Annotated in this window: 15 protein-coding genes; 12 read left to right on the top strand and 3 right to left on the bottom strand. The window is 34.9% G+C overall.

Annotated elements, in window-relative coordinates:
• Positions 1 to 2 precede the first annotated feature (2 nt).
• Positions 3 to 6,461 (bottom strand): alpha-2-macroglobulin family protein, encoded by a 6,459-nt coding sequence (locus tag EM308_RS01150; RefSeq protein ID WP_051877780.1) that lies wholly within the window; start codon positions 6,459 to 6,461, stop codon positions 3 to 5.
• 370 nt (positions 6,462 to 6,831) lie between these two features.
• Between EM308_RS01150 and EM308_RS01145 the strand changes: the two genes are divergently transcribed.
• The 6 genes from EM308_RS01145 (at position 6,832) to EM308_RS01115 (ending at position 12,234) form a co-directional block, all read left to right on the top strand.
• Positions 6,832 to 8,004, top strand: a complete 1,173-nt coding sequence (locus EM308_RS01145; protein ID WP_035637239.1) for a DUF1624 domain-containing protein — start codon at positions 6,832 to 6,834, stop codon at positions 8,002 to 8,004.
• A 313-nt stretch (positions 8,005 to 8,317) separates the two neighbouring features.
• On the top strand, positions 8,318 to 8,896 hold the full coding sequence (locus EM308_RS01135; RefSeq protein WP_035637242.1) for a YdeI/OmpD-associated family protein: 579 nt from the start codon (positions 8,318 to 8,320) through the stop codon (positions 8,894 to 8,896).
• 27 nt (positions 8,897 to 8,923) lie between these two features.
• Positions 8,924 to 9,499 (top strand): Crp/Fnr family transcriptional regulator, encoded by a 576-nt coding sequence (locus tag EM308_RS01130; protein WP_035637245.1) that lies wholly within the window; start codon positions 8,924 to 8,926, stop codon positions 9,497 to 9,499.
• 67 nt (positions 9,500 to 9,566) lie between these two features.
• Positions 9,567 to 10,007, top strand: a complete 441-nt coding sequence (locus tag EM308_RS01125) for a carboxymuconolactone decarboxylase family protein (protein WP_035637247.1) — start codon at positions 9,567 to 9,569, stop codon at positions 10,005 to 10,007.
• 119 nt (positions 10,008 to 10,126) lie between these two features.
• Entirely contained in the window at positions 10,127 to 10,816 is a 690-nt protein-coding gene (locus EM308_RS01120) for a tetratricopeptide repeat protein (RefSeq protein ID WP_035637249.1), read from the top strand.
• Positions 10,817 to 10,878: 62 nt separating this feature from the next.
• The gene (locus EM308_RS01115; RefSeq protein WP_035637252.1) at positions 10,879 to 12,234 is read left to right on the top strand and encodes a UDP-N-acetylmuramate--L-alanine ligase; all 1,356 of its coding nucleotides are present in this window, start codon (positions 10,879 to 10,881) and stop codon (positions 12,232 to 12,234) included.
• Positions 12,235 to 12,291: 57 nt separating this feature from the next.
• Here the strand turns inward: EM308_RS01115 and EM308_RS01110 are convergent, their stop codons facing one another.
• A complete protein-coding gene (locus EM308_RS01110; protein ID WP_035637254.1) occupies positions 12,292 to 12,918 on the bottom strand; it encodes a DUF1287 domain-containing protein in 627 nt (208 codons plus the stop codon).
• A 144-nt stretch (positions 12,919 to 13,062) separates the two neighbouring features.
• Between EM308_RS01110 and radC the strand changes: the two genes are divergently transcribed.
• Genes radC through EM308_RS01085 form a run of 5 tightly spaced genes read left to right on the top strand, consistent with a single transcriptional unit; the run spans position 13,063 to position 16,297 of the window.
• The gene (gene radC / locus EM308_RS01105; RefSeq protein WP_051877791.1) at positions 13,063 to 13,785 is read left to right on the top strand and encodes a RadC family protein; all 723 of its coding nucleotides are present in this window, start codon (positions 13,063 to 13,065) and stop codon (positions 13,783 to 13,785) included.
• Between the two features lie 54 nt (positions 13,786 to 13,839).
• Positions 13,840 to 14,343 carry a type II RES/Xre toxin-antitoxin system antitoxin gene (gene parS / locus EM308_RS01100; RefSeq protein ID WP_035637256.1) on the top strand — a complete coding sequence of 168 codons (504 nt, stop codon included), beginning with the start codon at positions 13,840 to 13,842 and terminating at the stop codon, positions 14,341 to 14,343.
• On the top strand, positions 14,343 to 14,801 hold the full coding sequence (locus EM308_RS01095) for an RES family NAD+ phosphorylase (protein ID WP_035637259.1): 459 nt from the start codon (positions 14,343 to 14,345) through the stop codon (positions 14,799 to 14,801). Before parS ends, EM308_RS01095 begins: the two co-directional genes overlap by 1 nt.
• Positions 14,802 to 14,809: 8 nt before the next feature.
• Positions 14,810 to 15,499 (top strand): YjjG family noncanonical pyrimidine nucleotidase, encoded by a 690-nt coding sequence (locus EM308_RS01090; protein WP_035637261.1) that lies wholly within the window; start codon positions 14,810 to 14,812, stop codon positions 15,497 to 15,499.
• A gap of 3 nt (positions 15,500 to 15,502) precedes the next feature.
• Positions 15,503 to 16,297 carry a hypothetical protein gene (locus EM308_RS01085; RefSeq protein ID WP_035637264.1) on the top strand — a complete coding sequence of 265 codons (795 nt, stop codon included), beginning with the start codon at positions 15,503 to 15,505 and terminating at the stop codon, positions 16,295 to 16,297.
• Between the two features lie 132 nt (positions 16,298 to 16,429).
• Here EM308_RS01085 and EM308_RS01080 read toward each other — a convergent pair whose 3' ends face one another.
• Positions 16,430 to 17,707, bottom strand: a complete 1,278-nt coding sequence (locus EM308_RS01080) for a replication-associated recombination protein A (RefSeq protein WP_035637267.1) — start codon at positions 17,705 to 17,707, stop codon at positions 16,430 to 16,432.
• Between the two features lie 504 nt (positions 17,708 to 18,211).
• Between EM308_RS01080 and EM308_RS01075 the strand changes: the two genes are divergently transcribed.
• A complete protein-coding gene (locus tag EM308_RS01075) occupies positions 18,212 to 19,012 on the top strand; it encodes a rhomboid family intramembrane serine protease (protein WP_035637269.1) in 801 nt (266 codons plus the stop codon).
• Positions 19,013 to 19,021: the final 9 nt, after the last annotated feature.

The raw sequence follows: 19,021 nt of genomic DNA, 5'->3' as shown, positions 1-19,021 counted from the left end.
TTTTACTCAACTTTTAATCGAATTCCTTTGCTATGTCCCGAAAATTCCGGTGCATACATACTTTCAATCGTTGAAATTCCGTTGGAGAAATCCCCGGTGTTATTCACCCGAATGTCGTATTCCAATACATAAGTTCCCTTGTTTATCCGGTCAAAGAAGAAATGGGTTGCTACGTCTTTGGTACTTTTATAAAATCCCAGACCCGCTTTATATTGATAGGACGAAATCACATCTACAGGTTCAAAACAAGCTGCCCGCATATCTTTTAAGTGTACAAATTCCATGTCTTCCTTGGCAGAAATAACAATTCTTACGGTCACTAAATCTCCCGTTTTCAGCGGATTGTTCGAAGAGATTTTTTCCAGGTTTTCTCCTTTATTGGTGGATTTCTTCAGATACAATTCTTTTGTAATGGATAAATTATCTCCCGAATTGCTTTTGATTTTATCCAAATCCTCAAAATATTGCCAATAAATACCTCCGAAACCCGGAACTTTCGATTTGTTTTCGACTGAGATTGTTGCCATTTCTTTTTTGATTTCATCGGCTTTCCAGTTGAGTTTTAGATACCCGGTTTCGGCTTCTTTTTCGTTTTCAGACAGTTTTTTGGTCAGGATTTTTTCAGCTCCAATTTTAAAAACAGTATTGTCTTTTACACTCATCCAATCGGTTCCCTGCATCAGCAGCGCATAAATTGCTTCGGTGGTGGATTTTGTGGTGGGCCAGTTTTTGGTTTGCTTGTTTTTTAACAACCAAACTTTCATCGCGTCTACAGATTTGGTGTCGTTGGAAACTTCGGCAAAAGCTTCAATCAACAGTGCCTGAGTTTCTATCGGCGCCTGATACCAATACCAGCCCGATTTGTTGGCAATCCAATACATTCCCCAGTCTTCGTTGTTGGAAGCGGTTTCTTTCAGACTTTCAATAATTTTTTTGGCAGTTTCTTTTTCGCCAAAACGATTCAATACCAAAGCCGTCATTCCTTTTTCATACAACGAATAGTTGAGCCAATCTTTTTTGGCAGTTTCGAGATATAATTTGGTTGCTTTTTTCAATGTATCCGAAAGCGGATAATTTTCTAAATAAAAACTTCGGGTGTATAAATAATGCAAATCAGAATAAGGGTTTATCCAGATTAATTTATCAGTTGTTTTTAAATTTTGAATTCTTCTTTTGAGGTATTCCAAAAACTTTTGGTCTAAAAACGGAATTCCGGTCGTAGCAATTTCTTTGATTTTAGCATTGTTATTTTCGGTTGGACTTAATTTGGAAAGATGACCCAAACCGGCAAGAATATGTCGGGTAATGTATTCGTTTTCCTCGCTTCCATCAAACCAGGCAAATCCTCCTGACGGTTTTTGTTTTTGTTTTAATTTATCAAAAGTGGCTTCCTGCGAAGTTTTCATTTTCTCCAAATCAAAAAGCAAAGCCAGATTCTTTTTCTTTTCGTCTTCGCTTTGAGCATCATTCAGCCAAGGTGTTTCCGCAAGAATAATCGATTTTAATTCCTCGTTTTCTTCGAGTTTGGAATTCAACTTTCCGTTTTTTCTCCAAGTTTCAAAAACAGCGGCTATTTTTGGATTACTTGCAATGATTTCAGTAGCCAAGGCATTGGCATAAAATCTTGCGAAAGTCTGCTCCGCACATTCGTGTTCGTACTCCATCAAATAAGGTAAGGACTGAATGGCAATCCAGGAAGGATTCGAAGTGTATTCCAACGTAAATTGATGGTTTTTTAAAGTGGTCGAAGTATTGTTTTTCAGATTTTCAAAAGTGTATTCCTTTTTTGAATTTTCTCTAACCCAAATCGGAATACTTTCGGTAACGAGCATATTGTTTGTTAGTACAGGCAAGATATTTTCTTCCCCATCCGAGAAATTGCCTGCTTTGGCCAAAACTTTGTATTGAACACCTTGCAAACCTTCGGGAATATAGATTTTCCAACTTACCGAAGTATTGCCGTGCGGAGGAATAGTGAAGTTTTTGGTAGTGTTTGTATTGTTCATTTTGGCATCAATTGCCTGCATTGTTGTGGCGTCAAAAAGTTGCAGTATCGCAATGCCGGTTTTGGCTTCGTTAGTAACATTTGCCACTTTTGTGGTGATTACAATACTGTCTTTTTCCCTAAAGAATCTCGGGAAATTAGGTGTTACCATCAGGTCTTTTTGAGTAATGACGCTTTTTTCAAGATAACCCGAAACCGCATTTTTGTTATGTGCCAATAAACGAAGTTTCCATGCAGTCAATGCTTCCGGAGAAGTGAAATTAAAACTCACTTTTCCTTTGGCATCTGTTTTTAGATTTGGGAAAAAGAAAGCTGTTTCAGATAAATTGGCTCTTGCTTTTACTTGAGTTAATGCTTCTAAAGATTTTTTTGTTGTGATTATGATGACTCCATTTTTGCCTTTTTCTCCATATAAAGAGGTGGCTTTTCCGTCTTTTAAAACATCCATTGAAAGGATATCAGACGGTGAGATTGATTGAACTTGTTCAAAAGCCATAGGTTCTCCATCTACAATGTACAGCGGATTGGCGGTTTTTCCATTAATGGATCCTCTGATCATAATTCCTGGGGGTTTATCATCAAGATTCATTTCTATACCGGCTAGGCTGTGAACAGATGTGTCTTCTTCAATTACTTCATTAGTGCCTGTGAAGCTTTTCTTTTTCATTGCCCCATAACCTATAACAGTGACTTCATTCAAGGAATTGTCTTCTTGATCAAGCTGAATATCCTGTCGTTTGGAATTAATGCGAATGTTTTTTGTTTTAAGACCTATGTAGGAAACTTTCAAAATTTCACCAATTGCAGCTTCAATCTCATAATGACCCTCAAAATCAGTGGAAGCGACTCTTTGTGTTCCGCCTATTGAGAGACTTACTCCAGGTAGGAGGTGTAGGTCTTTGTCTGTAATATAACCCGAAATTAATTTGGCATTAAGCGGTTTTTTACTTTTTTTGGAGATTTGTTTTAAGTATTCTTGTTGCTTATGAAGGGAATAAGGTTCATTGAAGTCAAATCCAAACCACATTAAATTTATGTTTTCATTATTTAATTCCAATGCTTTTTGAAAAGGATTGAGATTTTGGATTGACGAATACGTTCTATCAAATCCCAAAGAAGAGCTATAATTTATTCCATTATAGTTGTATTTGTTAAAAGCCAAACTCTGCCAATTTTCCTTCGTAAATTGATCCAGCGAGCTATCATACATCGATGCCAGTATTTCTGATTCTTTTACAGTGTTGGATGCATTCAATTTAAAAGACCAATTTTCGGTGCTTCCGGGTTCTATTTTGTTTCTGAAACTTTCAACCTCAAATTGTAATTTGGGTGTATCCTCTTTTAAATCTACCTCTAAATTTTGAGTAAAGGTTTGGTTTTCGAAAATACATTCAAATCCTATGTTTATGGCTTTTTTAAATGATGGATTCAGCGGTATTTTTACAAGAGCCTTATTGTTTTTCAGTATAGTATTCTCCTCAAAAAACTGTTTTGTTTCATAATTTCCGGTTGTGGTAATGAAAAGTTCGGGAATAGCAGATTGTAACTGCACCATTACAAATCCGTCCTTTTTAGGGTCATTATTGAGTTGTTTTGCAATGATAAGGTTGTTTGAGTTTATGGTATCTTTACTTTGAATGACTTCAAAAATTGTGCTGACTGTAATTGGGTTGTCAAACTTGTCCTTTGCTGTAAAATCGACTTTGTAATTTCCGGATTTATAATCAGAAATGAAATCAAGAGGAATCGATTTGTCTTTTTCTGTATTTACAGATTTTGTAAAAAGCAAATTGCCTTGAGCTAATCGTAAGTCTGTTTGTTCGTTATTTTCATATGGAAAAAAACGATTAAAATCCTGATCGGAAATACTTTTAATTTCAGGGATTTGCCAAACTCTAGGCTTGAATTTTAAACTATTTTCTTTAAGATGATACAATTTTATTTCACCATTTACAGCTATAAATTGGTCATTTAGATTAGAGCTATTGAGCTGGATTTCATTTTTGTCTTTTGTTTCAATTCTTCGAGGTATTGAAGCTTTTAGTTTCAAAGCGTGATATCCTATGTTAATTTCGAAAACGGAGGAACGTGTTTCTCCATTCAAATCAGTAACAGCTGCTTTTACTCGATATACAAAAATTGGCAGACTTTCTTTGCTCACCTGGTCATCTGGTACTGCATTAAATTTGATACTGAATTTACCAGAATCATCCGTTTTCGTTTCTCCTGTATCTATAGTTGTCCAACTACCCCATGTAGCATAACCCAGCCCATTTGAAGTATAAGTTTCCCTAAATACTTGATATTTTACTTTGGCATCTGTTATGTTACTTCCTGAAAATGCTTTTGCATTTCCATTTACGGTAATTATTTGATTAACTAGATAGCTTTCTTTGTTTGGGTCAAATGTAATTTCAAACTTTGGGCGCTTGTATTCTTCGACTTTGAATCGGATGCTAGAATATTCATAAACTACGTTATCCGAAAACGAGTTTTTATTTTTGTTGACAATAAGATAATTTCCGGGGTTTTCAGGTTTAGTAGCTTCGATGCTAAAATTTCCTGTCAAACCTGTTTTAGGTAAAACAAATTCTCCCGAAAAAGAACCGAATTCATTGGTTGTAACTTCAATTGTTTTAATGCTTTTATTGTTGGTATCTTTTAATGTAATCTTGAATTTTGTTTTTGGAACAACAGTTATAGTATCTTGTTTTTTCTGAATAGTTATTCCTTTATAATAGACGGTTTGTCCTGGACGATAAATGGCACGATCTAGAAAAAACTGAACTTTTCCTTCAAATTTATCGTTTTTATCATCTGAATAATCAGCACTATTATTAATGTAATTTTTTGCAATTTGTATCGAATCATTTGCGGAAGTTACCTTGAAGGTTTCATATCCATAGTAATAATTTGTTTTGCCTTTTCTTTCAAATGTGGCTACTCCTTTATTATTGGTTTTTATTGAAAAAGAAGGAGATTCAATCGCAATATTTTCCAATGGTTTTCCTGTTTTTCGATCCAAAACCTGATAATATTCAATTTGGTCTTTTGAATTGGCCAAAAGACATAAATTGGAAACTGTGATGAATTCATGCCCAAATCCCTTTTTGCCTTTGGAGTCTATTTCACTTTCAAAATAAACCAAATAACTCCCTTTTTCCAATTGAGGTAATAACACTTCGGTTGTGTGTTCTAGATAATCTTTTTTGTTAATTAAAGACGTAGTGACAGATTGGATTGCTTTTGTTTTGCCGACAAGCGAATCCTTTATAACATTGTTAAAGTTCGAAACGGTTGCTTGATTGATTTTGAAAAATGAAATTTTCAGGTTGTCTATGTTTTTATAACGTATAAAAGCTCTGGTGTTTTCTTTGTCGTAAGTGTATTTTTGAAGTTGAACAGTAAGTGATTTGGAGTTGATTTCTTGTTTTTTTTGTTGTGCTAATTTATAAGCATTCGATTGATTCTGAAATGACAAAATAGTGTCAATTGTGCTAATGGCCTTTATATTATAGTCGGGATGTGTTTCTTTTGATGCTTCTTTGGCATAAATGTTGGCTTTGGCTAGCAGAATTTTTTGTAACAGTATTTCATCTTTGATGGTTTTTTGAAGAACATTCAAAGTTTGTAAAAACTCCGAATCTGATTTTAAAAGATAATCATTGCAAAAAGTAATCCTATCCAGTTGATTTTCGGCAGTAGGACTAATCGTTTCTTTTTTTTGGTATAAAGAAAGAACTTTTTTGAGGATAGTATCTTTTGCAAAATCTAATTTTAGAGAAGTAAATTCATTAGAATTACCCAAAAGTGTTTTTTTATATTCCTTAAAATCTTTCGGTTGAAAACGCCATTGATTTATCTTTTGGGTATAAAAAGAAATGTTTTCGCTCAGCAGATAATCTAAAAGATTTGTTTTTTTAAATTTTTCCAAGGCGACAAAATCAAATACAAGTTCATAATTGATTAATGGTGTGTTTTTTAAAATAGCTTCGTTTTCCAGCGTTTTTTCAAATGCAATATTCGTTTGGGTATTAAACTCATTTTGACTCCAAGTCAAGAAGTTATCATCCAGAATGGTGGTGTTGGTTCTGCTTTGTATATTGTAGCTTTTTTCCCTAAAATAATCATCCAAACATTTTCCGTAAACAAAATTCAATATCGCTTGAGATGGAATGCTGACTTGTTTGATTTGTTTTTTTAGATTATTCAAAATTTTGGTTTGTGCATTCTCATCGACCACTTGTAAATACTTGGAAGAATAAAAAAAACATTTGATAATCTGATTTTCATCTTTTTTAGAAACCGCTTTCTTGTAGATTTCAGCAACAATTTTATTGGCGGTTTTTATTTTGCCTTCATTTTCGTTCGTGATAACCCTGTTCCAATCCTTTTCGTATTGTTGAGCAAACAGAGAAGTTGAGAATAATAGGAGAGCCAAATAAATTTTCTTCATGATAAATAGAATTCGGGTTGTATCGAAAATAATCACCTGACAAAGTACGGAATTTTTCTTATAAATAGTAATATTGGTTGAGTTTTCTTATTTTTTAAACTACTAGTGTTGTTTAAGGCTATTCTGATATTTAGTGGGATTGTCGAGTTGGTTATTATGTGTTTTTGCCAAAACTCAAAAGCACAAAACTTCATCTTTTTACATTAAAGATTTTAATATGTTTAGGTATTAAGTGATAATCAAAAATAAATTATTAAATTAGTGTTAAAAATCTAGTAAAAAGAATGTTGTGTTTTTTTACTGCGTTTAAATAATAAGGAATACAAAACATAAATTTTTATTGGAAATCACAATTTAAACAAGCTAATTTATGACATCACCTATCAATACAAGAATTGAATCCATTGACTTACTAAAAGGGTTGGTGATGATTTTGATGGCTCTCGACCATGTGAGGGATTATTTTCATTATTCGGCTTTTTTATTTGATCCGGCAGATCCGGTCCATACCACTTTGCCTTTGTTTTTTACGCGATGGGTAACTCATTTCTGTGCGCCTATTTTCAGTTTTTTGGCGGGATTGTCTGCCTGTATGGCCGGGAGAAGACGAACACGGATTGAATTGATGGATTTTTTATTAAAGCGAGGGCTGTGGCTGATTTTTGTGGAGCTGACGATCGTAGGTTTTGCATGGTCTTTTGATGTTCACTTTAGCTCTTTTGGCTTACGTGTGATTTGGTCTTTAGGAATCAGCATGTTTGTTTTGGCGGGTCTGATTTATTTGCCTCGGGTCGGCATTCTTCTTTTTAGTTTGGTACTTATTTGTTGCCACAACCTTTTTGATAATTTGCATTTTCCGGGAAATATTTGGTGGGACCTTATTCATGAACAAGCAGTTTATCAAGTTACTGCCGATACTCAATTAGTGATTGGATATCCGCTTGTTCCGTGGGTTGCTGTAATGTCATTGGGATATTATTTTGGTGGATTCTATGATAAAACCTATGATGCCGAAAAGCGCAAAAAACTATTCAATTGGATTGGAGCGATTGCCATTGCTACTTTTGTTGTATTGCGCTTGACAAATTTCTACGGAGATTCAACACCATTTACACATTACCCAACTTTTTCGCAAGACTTGATGTCTTTTCTAAATCCAAATAAATATCCACCTTCATTTTTGTATTTATTAATGACTTTGGGAGGAGCTTTCTTGTTTTTGGCAAACTCAGAAAAATTCAAAGGAAAGTTTGTAGATATTATTACGACATTCGGTAGAGCACCTTTCTTTTATTACATTCTGCATCTTTATTTAATTCACATATTGGCATTGATTTTTGCCGAGTTCTCTGGATTTGGTTGGCAAAAAGTCATCTTATCTACATGGATAGGATTGGAGCCCGACATGAAAGGTTACGGTTTTGACCTTTGGGTCGTTTACGCCGTTTGGATTGCAGTTGTCGTAATGCTTTATCCGTTATGCAAAAAATTTGATAAATATAAACGAGCCCACAAAGAAATATGGTGGCTTAGTTATTTGTAAATAGATTTTTTTTTTGGAGCAGAAAGATTAGGTGTTTTTCAGTAAGCATTGGTCCCGCTATCCGCTACAATCTTGTGTGCCGAACCCCGGCCCACAAGGATTTCCACTTCTATCGGGGCTAAAAAGGAAATATTTTCGCATTTTTGTAAACATTCAAAAACAAACTTATATGGGCTTATATATCTTATATGGTTTAAAAAAAAATGAATTAGTTTTTTGATTTTGCGTTTTTGCAATGACCACAAAAACAAACTTAAATGTTCTTATATGCCTTATATGGTTTAAAAAAAGGACGAAAATGATATGATAAATTATGAACCCAAAAGTTGATTTTTATTTCACCAAATCATCAAAATGGAAAACTGAATTAGAGCAATTAAGAAAGATTGCGCTCGATTGTCAGTTAACCGAAGAATTAAAGTGGGGCACGCCTTGTTACACACTTGGAGAAAAAAATATTGTTTTAATTCATGATTTTAAAGAATACTGCGCTTTTTTGTTTTTCAAAGGAGTATTGCTGAATGATTCTGACGGTATTTTAATTCAGCAATCCGCGAACATGCAGGCACAACGGCAAATTCGGTTTACCAATGTCGAAGAAATAATAGAAAATCAGTCTATTTTGAAAGCCTATATTTATGAAGCCATCGAAGTGGAAAAAGCAGGTTTGGAAGTAAAATTCAAAAAAACCGAAGAATTCACAGTAGCCGAAGAATTTCAAATCAAATTGGACGAATTACCCGATTTGAAAAAAGCATTCGAAGCCTTAACTCCTGGCCGACAAAAAGCCTATTTACTACATTTTTCTTCACCAAAACAATCTAAAACCCGAGAGTCAAGAGTCGAAAAATGTATTCCGAAAATTCTTAGCGGCAAAGGGTTAAATGATTAGTAAATTTGGTTAATTCTTTAATGAAACATGTCTCAATTATTTAAAAACCATTTAGATAAATTCATCAAAATAGATGAAAAAGAATTCGCTGCTATTTTATCTTTTTTTGAGATTAAAAATGTAAAGAAAAAAGAAAATTTGTTAGTTGAAGGGCAAATATGTAAGTCGCATTATTTTGTTCTGAACGGTTGCCTTCGAAAATTTTTCATTAACGGAAAAGGCATGGAACAAACCACCGAATTTGCCATAGAAAATTGGTGGATTACAGATAATCTTGCCTATGAGCGAGGATTGTCAACAGAATTTTATATTCAGGCGGTCGAAAAATCCGAAATTCTGGTTATTGACCGAGATGCCCAAGAGAAATTGTTGCTGGAATTTCCAAAAATGGAACGCTATTTTAGATTTGTTTACCAAAGGGCTTATGCTGCGACACAATTGCGATTAAAGTATTTGTATGACTTTTCCAAAGAAGAATTCTACGAACACCTTTGCAACGGACACCCTGAATTTGTCCAAAGGATTCCACAATATTTAATCGCTTCTTTTTTGGGTTTTACACCAGAATATTTAAGCGAAATCCGAAATAAAAAGCGTTCTTAAACTGGTTTAAGTTTTTCCCATTATATATTTCCGTACTTTGTCCTGTTAATTTAAATAAGACAAAAAAATGGAAAAGAGAATAGATATCAACGAGATAGAACCTCAGGCGTATAAAGCGATGTATGCTTTGGAGGGTTATTTGGCAACAACTCAATTGTCACATACACAAAAGGAATTAATCAAAATTAGAGCTTCCCAAATAAACGGCTGTGCGTTTTGTATCGATATGCATACAAAAGATGCGCTGAAATATGGAGAAACCGCACAACGTATTTTTTTACTGAATGCTTGGCGCGAAACCAGTTTGTTTACTGAAGAAGAAAAAGTAATCCTGGCAATTACCGAAGAAATTACTTTGATTCATAATCATGGTTTATCTACAGAAACGTACAAAAAAGCGGAGCAGTTTTTTGATAAAAATACAATCGCTCAGATTATTATGGCTGTTGTGACGATCAATGCCTGGAACAGAATCGCGATAAGCACTTTGATGGAGCCCGCAAAATAAAGAGTATAATAAACAGTAAGAATAGAAAAGCGCAGGAGTCAAGAACTTTTGCGCTTTTTTTGTGGTTAATCAGAGTTCAAATATTGTTATTTTTTCTTTTTTATCTTTATTTTTGGAAGATGAAATTACTGCTAGGCTTTTTTTTACTATTTCCTTTGTTGTTGCTTTCCCAATCTTTTGAAAAAGGGGAAAAGTTATTCGTTGAAGGGAAATACAATCAAGCGCAGCCCATTCTTGAAAATTACCTTAAAAACAATCCATCAAACCTTAAAACCCTGGAATACTTAGGAGATATAGCTTCGTACAATAAGGTTTGGGATAAGGCGATTATGTATTATAAAAAGCTAAAAATTTTGAAACCAACAGAGGCTAATTATTTTTACAAATATGGAGGAGCTTTGGCAATGAAAGCTTCAGAAATTAGCAAAATAAAAGCGTTGGGAATGGTTGGTGAAGTGCGTTCTTCTTTTGAAAAAACTATTACTTTAAATCCAAAACACATCGAAGCAAGATGGGCTCTCATCGAACTGAATTTGGAATTGCCCGGAATTGTTGGCGGAAGCGAATCCAAAGCCATCAAATATTCGTCTGAATTACGTGAATTGTCACCTGTTGACGGGTATTTGTCTCGAGGCCATATTGAAGAATATTTTAAAAGATATACCAATGCCGAAGAGCAATATAAAAGAGCTATTTTGATTGGAAAATCCAAAGTTTGTTATCAAAAATTAGCCGATTTGTATAAGAATAAAATGAAACAACCCGATAAAGCAAATAAGGTTTGGGAAGAGTTTAAAATTAAAAAATAGTGGGTGTTCGATAATAGTATCTTTCGATTAAACCTAAATAACGAATAAACGAATAAACAAATATGAAAACACATTTCATAGCTATAGGCGGAAGCGCAATGCACAACTTAGCATTGGCATTACACAACAAAGGATATCAGGTTACGGGAAGCGACGACGCTATTTTTGAACCTTCAAAATCAAGATTGGAAAAAAAAGGAATTATGCCCGCAGAGCTGGGTTGGTTTCCTGAGAAAATAACTGCCGATATTGATGCCATAATCCTTGGAATGCACGCCAAAGCTGATAATCCAGAACTTTTGAAAGCACAGGAATTGGGGCTCAAAATTTATTCCTATCCCGAATTTTTATACGAGCAATCCAAAAACAAAACCCGTGTCGTTGTTGGCGGTTCTCACGGAAAAACGACCATAACATCAATGATTTTGCACGTGATGCATTATCATAATATCGAAGTGGATTATATGGTTGGAGCACAATTGGAAGGCTTTGACACGATGGTGCATCTTACCGAAGAGAATGATTTTATGGTTTTGGAAGGCGACGAATATTTGTCTTCACCAATAGACAGAAGACCTAAATTTCATTTGTACCAACCCAATATCGCCTTGATTTCTGGAATTGCATGGGATCATATTAATGTTTTTCCAACGTATGATTTTTATGTGGAGCAGTTTGAAATTTTTATCGATAAAATTACAAACGGAGGGATTTTGGTTTACAATGAAGACGATTCCGAAGTAAAACGAGTAGCCGAAAAAGCGACAAATCCAATTCGTAAAATTCCTTATACAACGCCAAAATACGAGGTGAAGGATGGTGTGACGCTTTTGGAAACGCCAGAAGGGCCAATGCCTATTGAAGTTTTTGGTGCGCACAATTTAAATAATTTGGCGGGAGCCAAATGGATTTGCCAAAACATGGGAGTTGATGAAGCCGATTTTTATGAAGCAATTGCCAGTTTCAAAGGAGCGTCCAAGCGTTTGGAAAAAATCGCCGAAAGCAAAACCAAAGTAGCTTATAAAGATTTTGCCCATTCGCCAAGTAAAGTTTCTGCAACGACCAAAGCCGTGAAAGAGCAATATCCAAACCGCACTGTTGTGGCCTGTTTGGAATTGCATACTTATAGCAGTTTGAATGCTGAGTTTTTGAAAGAATACGAAGGAGCATTACAATATGCTGATGTTGCTGTAGTTTTCTACTCGCCCGATGCTGTAAAAATCAAACAATTAGAGGAAGTAACTTATGAGCAAATCGCTAAAGCTTTCAACAGAGAAGATTTGATTATTTACACCAATCCGGTGGCTTTCAAAGAATATTTGTTTAACCTGAATCTTGATAATTCAGCTTTATTATTGATGAGTTCCGGAAATTACGGAGGCCTGAATTTTGATGAGGTAAAAGGTTTGGTTGAGTAAATTTGTCAATTAGGAAATCAGATAATGTGTCAATTGTTTTTGCAGTTGGCACATTTTTTATTTCACATACTTAAAATGCCCGACAATTTCATAATCGAATAAACAATCTTCGAGAACCTGGCCTCGTCCGACATTATGAACGATGAGATTTCGTTCGCCATCTCGTGATTTTTTATTGGTGATGATGCCAATGTGCGGCAACTTTCCGTTAATCATCCAAGTCACTATTTCTCCGGTTTTATAATCGGCTGCATTTTCGGTAACGGGTAATTTTGTTCCTTTTCGTTCAAAGAAAGTCTCCAAGTTTGGAACCCGTCTATGGTCGATATTGGTGTCTGGTTTTGTCATTCCCCATTTTTTTAAATTTGGATATAGCTTAAAATTCGCTTTCATATCCTCGTGAACTTCTTTTTGCAAATCAATTCCAAGTTTTCGATAAGCTCTGATAACTACATCGGTACAAACCCCTTTATTTTTGGGAATATCACCATTTGGATATTTTATCGAATAATAAGCCGGGTCGTATTCTATGGTTGGGTCAATGATGCCGATTGCTGCCAAAGCCAATTTTTCTTCAAAAGTATTAGTAACAGAACTCGAATGGAGGGATTGTGTTTTGTTTTTTTCTTTTTGGCTACAGCCAAGAAAAAGAAACGCAATTAGAAATAGGACTACTAGCTTCATGTTTTTTTTCTTAAATATAATCATATTCAAAATGCGATTAGAATTTATTGTCTGATTTTTCTCTTTTTTTAATATATTAGCAAAACTAAGAGTTTGAATATGAGAACTCAAAGATCAACGTTGTTGGACTTAATTTTAGAGAATATGATTTTAGACGGTTCAAAGGGCTCTTTTCGGGAACAAGAGGGATTTCCGATTACCAATTGGGCAGAAGACGATAAGCCTCGTGAGAAATTAATGCTCAAAGGGAAAAGCGTTTTGAGTGATGCCGAATTGATTGCAATTTTGATTGGTTCTGGAAGTCGGAATGAATCGGCGGTGGATTTGAGCAAGCGGATTTTGGGCAGTGTGGATAATAATTTGAATGCTTTGGGAAAGCTTTCCATAGCCCAATTAATGAATTTTAAAGGAATTGGCGAAGCCAAAGCAATATCAATAATTGCTGCGATGGAGTTGGGGAGACGACGAAAGAATGAAGATGTGGTTGAGTTGACAAAAATAACTTCCAGCAAAGCAGTTTTTGGACTGATGCAACCGATAATAGGGGAATTGGCACATGAAGAATTTTGGGTTTTGTTCCTGAATAATTCCAATAAAGTACTTTTTAAATCTCAATTAAGTAAAGGCGGGATGACGGGGACAATGGTCGATGTTCGGATTGTTTTTAAAATTGCATTGGAACAAAATGCAACGGCTATTATTCTTGCGCATAATCATCCTTCGGGGAAATTGCAGCCAAGTGATGCCGATATTCAGTTAACCAAAAAATTAAAAATAGCTGGACAACAATTGGATATTCCAGTTTTGGATCATTTAATTATCACAGAAAATGGCTATTACAGTTTTGCCGATGAAGGGATTTTTTAAAAAAGTTGTCCAAACAGGACATTTGTCTTATATTTGTAGTCAAATGTCTTTTTTATGGAAGCAATAAAATTTAGATCCAGTGAAGCTATTGATAAAGCGGTTCGGGTTTTGGTCAATAGAATAGAGAAGGAAAGGGGTTATAAAATTTTGAATAAGAAGATTACTTATGAAGAGTTTTTAAAAAACCGAATGTTAATTGTTCATGCCATTCGCGAGGGAATTTCTTATGATTTGTTCAGTTTGATAAAAGAAATAACGCCTTTTAATGAAGAGGACTGGGCTTCTTTTTTAGGAATTTCCACAAAATCACTACAGAGAAATAAAATTAAAGAAGATTTTATTTTTAAATCTTTGCAATCCGAAAAAATATTAGAATTGGCCGAAGTAACTTCTTTGGGGAATACTGTTTTTGATACCGAAGCTCAATTTTATCTGTGGTTGAAAACGCCTTCGTTTGCACTTGGAAATTTGCAGCCAATAGAGTTGCTTAAGGACTCCTATGGTAAAGAAATGGTAGTCAATGAATTGAATAAAATTGATCAAGGAATTTTTATCTAATGGAAGTTTTTCGATTGGCACGGAAAAAATATCCTATTGAATTATCCGGAAAAGGTGCGTCTGTCTCTGGTGCGCGTTGGAATTCAAAGGGGACAGAGATTATATATTGTGCGCAAAACCGAGCTTTGGCAATGGCCGAAGTCTTGGTGCATTTGTCATTGGCGACATTGCCTAGTGATTTTGTAATGCTGACTATTGAAATTCCTGATGCTATTTTTGTTGAAGTGTTAAATATCGGCAAACTAAGTGTCGATTGGAATGTTTTTCCTTGTACCTTTGAAACACCTCTTTTGGGAGACGATTTTATAAGAAGAAATGAAGCTTGTGTTTTGAAAGTTCCGTCGGCGGTTGTGAAAGGTGATTACAATTTTTTGATTAATCCTTATCATTCCGATTTTTATAATATTAGAATTACGGAGCAGGTTGATTTTCCTTTTGATAAACGAATTTTTAAATAATACCATACATGTTTTCTAATACTATTTCTGATGTTTTCTTCGATTTGGATCATACTCTTTGGGATTTTGATGTCAACTCGGGCTTGGCTTTTGAGGCTATATTGAAGAAAGACCACCCTACAATCGAAATAACCGATTTTATCGAAAAATACATTCCCATCAATCAGGCATGCTGGAAATTATATCAGCACGATAAAATTACTCACGACGAATTACGGTATAATCGCCTCAAATACACTTTTGATGCTTTGGAGTATTTTATTTCCGATGACCAAATAGAAAGTATGGCCCATGAATATATCCAACTCTTGCCAGAAAATAATCATTTGTTTGAAGGAGCTGTTGAAGTACTGGAATATCTCGAAAAAAAGTATAAATTGCACATTATTACAAACGGTTTTGCCGAAGTGCAATACAAGAAAATAAAAAATTCCAATATTGCAGGATTTTTCAAGACGATTACCAATTCTGAAATGGCAGGAGTGAAGAAACCAAATCCTACTATTTTTGAGCATGCTCTTAATTTGGCACAAGCCAAAAAAGAAAATAGTGTCATGATTGGTGATTGTCTCGATGCAGACGTGCAGGGAGCGTTAAATGCAGGGTTGGATGCTATTTTTTTTAATGACAAAAAAATTAAAGTCGATCAGGATATTAAACAGGTAACACATTTATTAGAACTAAAAAAATATTTATAAGTTATGAAGTCGAGATTATTATTCCTTTTTTTGCTTGTTTCAAGCTATGTTTTTTCTCAATCTGTTAACGATTACGCAGCTGTATTGGTTCCGTTGAATTATGATTTTCTTAAAAGTGATAATCAGTACAGATTAAATACGTTGACCAAATTCAATTTGCAAAAAGCCGGATTTGTAGCCTATTATACCAATGAAATGATTCCAGAAGAATTAAATGTGAATAACAGATGTAATCTTTTGAATGTAGATGTGTTAAAAGAAAGTGCTTTTTTGGTGACAAAATTATATGTCGTTTTAAAAGACTGTTATGGTAAAGTTGTTTACAAGTCGGAGGTTGGTAAAAGTAAAGAAAAGGAATTTGATGTTGCTTATGTTGAAGCATTGAATAAAGCCTTTGAATATGTTTATGCATTGCATTATAAATACAATGGTAAAACTGCTAGTGTTATTCAAAATGCGGTGCCTGCTTCTTTGGCTGCAGTACCTACATCTTCGACATCAGTTACCGCTCCTGCTGTTGTCGCTACGGCCGCCGCCACTGTTGCGGTAAATGTGCCGAACAACAATGCCGAACCAGATGCAACAACATTGTTTGCGCAGCCAATCAAAAATGGATTCCAATTAATTGACAGCACGCCAAAAGTGATTATGAAAGTTTATAAAACTACAAATCCTTCTGTTTATCAAGCTATTAAAGGGGGTGTTCAGGGAGTGATGACATTAAAAGATAACCAATGGTTTTTTGAATATTATCAAAATGACACCTTGATGTCTGAGAAAATCAATGTGAAGTTTTAATTTCTTAATATAAAATTGTTCTTATAAATACCTCGGTGGCTTTGCTCCGAGGTTTTTTTTATCATAATATCAATGTCAATGATATTCTGAAATTTCTAAGTATTCGTAAAATCTAAAATCTGCAATCAAAAATCAATACCCGTATTTGTCTTTCCATCTGTTTCTTAGGAATTCCCTCGTGGTATTTTCTCTAGAATTGGCTCCCGGAATATAAATTGGAGTATTGCTTAACGCTTCAGGCAGGAATTCCTGTTCTGCAAAATTATTGGCATAATCGTGCGAATATTTATAGTCATCTCCGTATCCCAATTCCTTCATTAATTTAGTTGGAGCGTTGCGTAAATGCAAGGGAACAGGTAGGTCTCCAGTTTGTTTAACCAATTGTTGCGCCGTTCCGATAGCCAGATACGAAGCATTACTTTTGGGTGAAGTTGCAAGGTAAATGGCGCACTGACTCAAAATGATTCGGCTTTCAGGATATCCAATTGTCGATACCGCCTGAAAAGCATTGTTTGCCATAATAAAAGCGGTTGGATTTGCATTTCCAATATCTTCACTCGACAAAATCAACATTCTTCTTGCGATGAATTTTACGTCTTCACCGCCTTCAATCATTCGTGCCAGCCAATAAACAGCTCCATTGGGATCGCTCCCTCGAATCGATTTAATAAATGCTGAAACAATGTCATAATGTTGTTCGCCGCTTTTGTCATACAAAACTGTATTTTGTTGCACCAATTCAAAAACGCGCTCATTGGTAATCAAAATTTGGCTTTCAGCAGAAGCGTTTACAACAAGTTCAAAAATATTTAATAGTTTACGTCCATCGCCACCAGAAAGACGTAATAGCGCCTCTGTTTCACGGAGTTCTATTTTTTTTGAAGCCAAATAGCTATCTGTTTTAATAGCTCTTTGCAATAAATGTTCCAAATCTGCCTTTGTAAAAGCGTTCAGAATATAAACCTGACAACGTGATAATAAAGCAGGGATAACTTCAAAACTCGGATTTTCAGTCGTGGCGCCAATAAGTGTAATCCATCCTTTTTCTACTGCTGCCAATAAGGAATCTTGCTGAGATTTGCTAAAACGGTGAATCTCGTCAATAAACAAAATAGGGTTTTTGGCGGTAAATAAACCCCCGCTTTGTTTGGCTTTTTCAATAACGTCCCGAATATCTTTTACTCCCGAGTTTATAGCACTTAGGATGTAAAAAGGACGTTTGGATTCTTGGGCGATAATTTGCGCCAAAGTCGTTTTCCCCGTTCCTGGTGGTCCCCAGAAAATTAAGGACGGGATAATTCCTTTGGATATTTGTTGTGTCAACGAACCATTTGGTCCAACCAAATGAGACTGACTGATGTAATCTTCTAGTTTTTGTGGGCGTATGCGTTCTGCCAGTGGTGCTTCCATGAGGTAAAATTACACAATTTTCAGTTTTTATAATCATATTTTTCAGGAGCTTCTTCCTGCTGTTCATTTCAAGTCCTCGTCCCGATGGCAACATTTTTAAGTGCCGGCAAGAGCTTCCTTTGGTCGCTTTGCCTGCACAAAAAATGTAAGCCATCGGGACTCCGGGCTTTCCATTTCCATCAGGGCTAGGGCATTTGTTTTCATAAGAGAAATTTCGGTTTATATGACAAATTAGCACTAAATTGCTTTTGGATACATTTTTGATTTAGTTTATAGCATGTTAGATGTAGCTTTCTTTCTTTAAATAAAGAAAAAAGAAACCACATAGCATAGGTTGAAAGACTACTTATTAAAGATAGAGTAGAAATAGGACTGTTTTTCACATGGATTGCTATGTGAAAGTAAAACGCCTATCAAACTCTTTTCAAAAACTATGAATTCTATGTGCCTATGTGGTTAAAAAAATTTACTTTGGGGATGTTTACAGCAATTTGAATTCAAAAAATGGAAGACAATAATTTTAAATTTACCAATGCTGTAATAGGAGTGCCACTTTTTTTTGTGCTGTTCCTGTGGTTTGTCTATTGGTTAGAAATTCGTTTTGGATTTGATTTTGATGAAAACGGAATTTTACCAAGAACTTTTTCTGGATTACAGGGTATAATTTTCAGTCCATTTATTCATTCAAATATTGAACATCTTTATAATAATTCAATTCCGTTATTAGTGCTTTTGGCGGCACTGTTCTTTTTTTATCAAAAAGAAGCTGTTGGAATATTGGTCTATGGGATTCTGCTTTCGGGAAGCCTGACCTGGCTTATCGGAAGAGAAAATTATCATATTGGAGCCAGTGGTTTGATTTATGTATTGGTTTCTTTTATGTTTTTCAAAGGGCTACAAACCCACTATTATAGATTAGTGGCGTTGTCGCTTACAGTTGTGGTTCTTTATGGCGGAATGGTTTGGTATGTTTTTCCAAAAGTTGACGAAACCATTTCTTGGGAAGGTCATTTGTCAGGACTCATTGCCGGTTTTGTGCTTACCTTTTTCTATAAAAAACAAGAATTCAGGAAGGTGATAAAATACGATTGGGAACTTCCAGATTACGACCCATCGGAAGATAAATTTATGCAGCGCTTTGACGAAAACGGCAACTTTGTCAATCCGCCAAAACCCGAAATAGTTGAAGAAAATCAAATGGAAATCAATTCTTATTTTCAATCAAACTTTAATGTAACTTATGATTTCATTGAAAATAAAAAGGAGGATATAAATGAAAAAAATGAACCAAAACCCGAGTCTTGATTCATTTTT

This window comes from Flavobacterium gilvum, assembly GCF_001761465.1.
Lineage (GTDB): Bacteria > Bacteroidota > Bacteroidia > Flavobacteriales > Flavobacteriaceae > Flavobacterium > Flavobacterium gilvum.
This window is presented reverse-complemented; position numbering and strand designations above follow the sequence as displayed.

Coding starts and splice junctions, on each gene's coding strand:
- EM308_RS01150 (WP_051877780.1), bottom strand. CDS start 6,461: ATGAAGAAAATTTATTTGGCTCTCCTATTATTCTCAACTTCTCTGTTT.
- EM308_RS01145 (WP_035637239.1), top strand. CDS start 6,832: ATGACATCACCTATCAATACAAGAATTGAATCCATTGACTTACTAAAA.
- EM308_RS01135 (WP_035637242.1), top strand. CDS start 8,318: ATGAACCCAAAAGTTGATTTTTATTTCACCAAATCATCAAAATGGAAA.
- EM308_RS01130 (WP_035637245.1), top strand. CDS start 8,924: ATGTCTCAATTATTTAAAAACCATTTAGATAAATTCATCAAAATAGAT.
- EM308_RS01125 (WP_035637247.1), top strand. CDS start 9,567: ATGGAAAAGAGAATAGATATCAACGAGATAGAACCTCAGGCGTATAAA.
- EM308_RS01120 (WP_035637249.1), top strand. CDS start 10,127: ATGAAATTACTGCTAGGCTTTTTTTTACTATTTCCTTTGTTGTTGCTT.
- EM308_RS01115 (WP_035637252.1), top strand. CDS start 10,879: ATGAAAACACATTTCATAGCTATAGGCGGAAGCGCAATGCACAACTTA.
- EM308_RS01110 (WP_035637254.1), bottom strand. CDS start 12,918: ATGAAGCTAGTAGTCCTATTTCTAATTGCGTTTCTTTTTCTTGGCTGT.
- radC (WP_051877791.1), top strand. CDS start 13,063: ATGATTTTAGACGGTTCAAAGGGCTCTTTTCGGGAACAAGAGGGATTT.
- parS (WP_035637256.1), top strand. CDS start 13,840: ATGGAAGCAATAAAATTTAGATCCAGTGAAGCTATTGATAAAGCGGTT.
- EM308_RS01095 (WP_035637259.1), top strand. CDS start 14,343: ATGGAAGTTTTTCGATTGGCACGGAAAAAATATCCTATTGAATTATCC.
- EM308_RS01090 (WP_035637261.1), top strand. CDS start 14,810: ATGTTTTCTAATACTATTTCTGATGTTTTCTTCGATTTGGATCATACT.
- EM308_RS01085 (WP_035637264.1), top strand. CDS start 15,503: ATGAAGTCGAGATTATTATTCCTTTTTTTGCTTGTTTCAAGCTATGTT.
- EM308_RS01080 (WP_035637267.1), bottom strand. CDS start 17,707: ATGGAAGCACCACTGGCAGAACGCATACGCCCACAAAAACTAGAAGAT.
- EM308_RS01075 (WP_035637269.1), top strand. CDS start 18,212: ATGGAAGACAATAATTTTAAATTTACCAATGCTGTAATAGGAGTGCCA.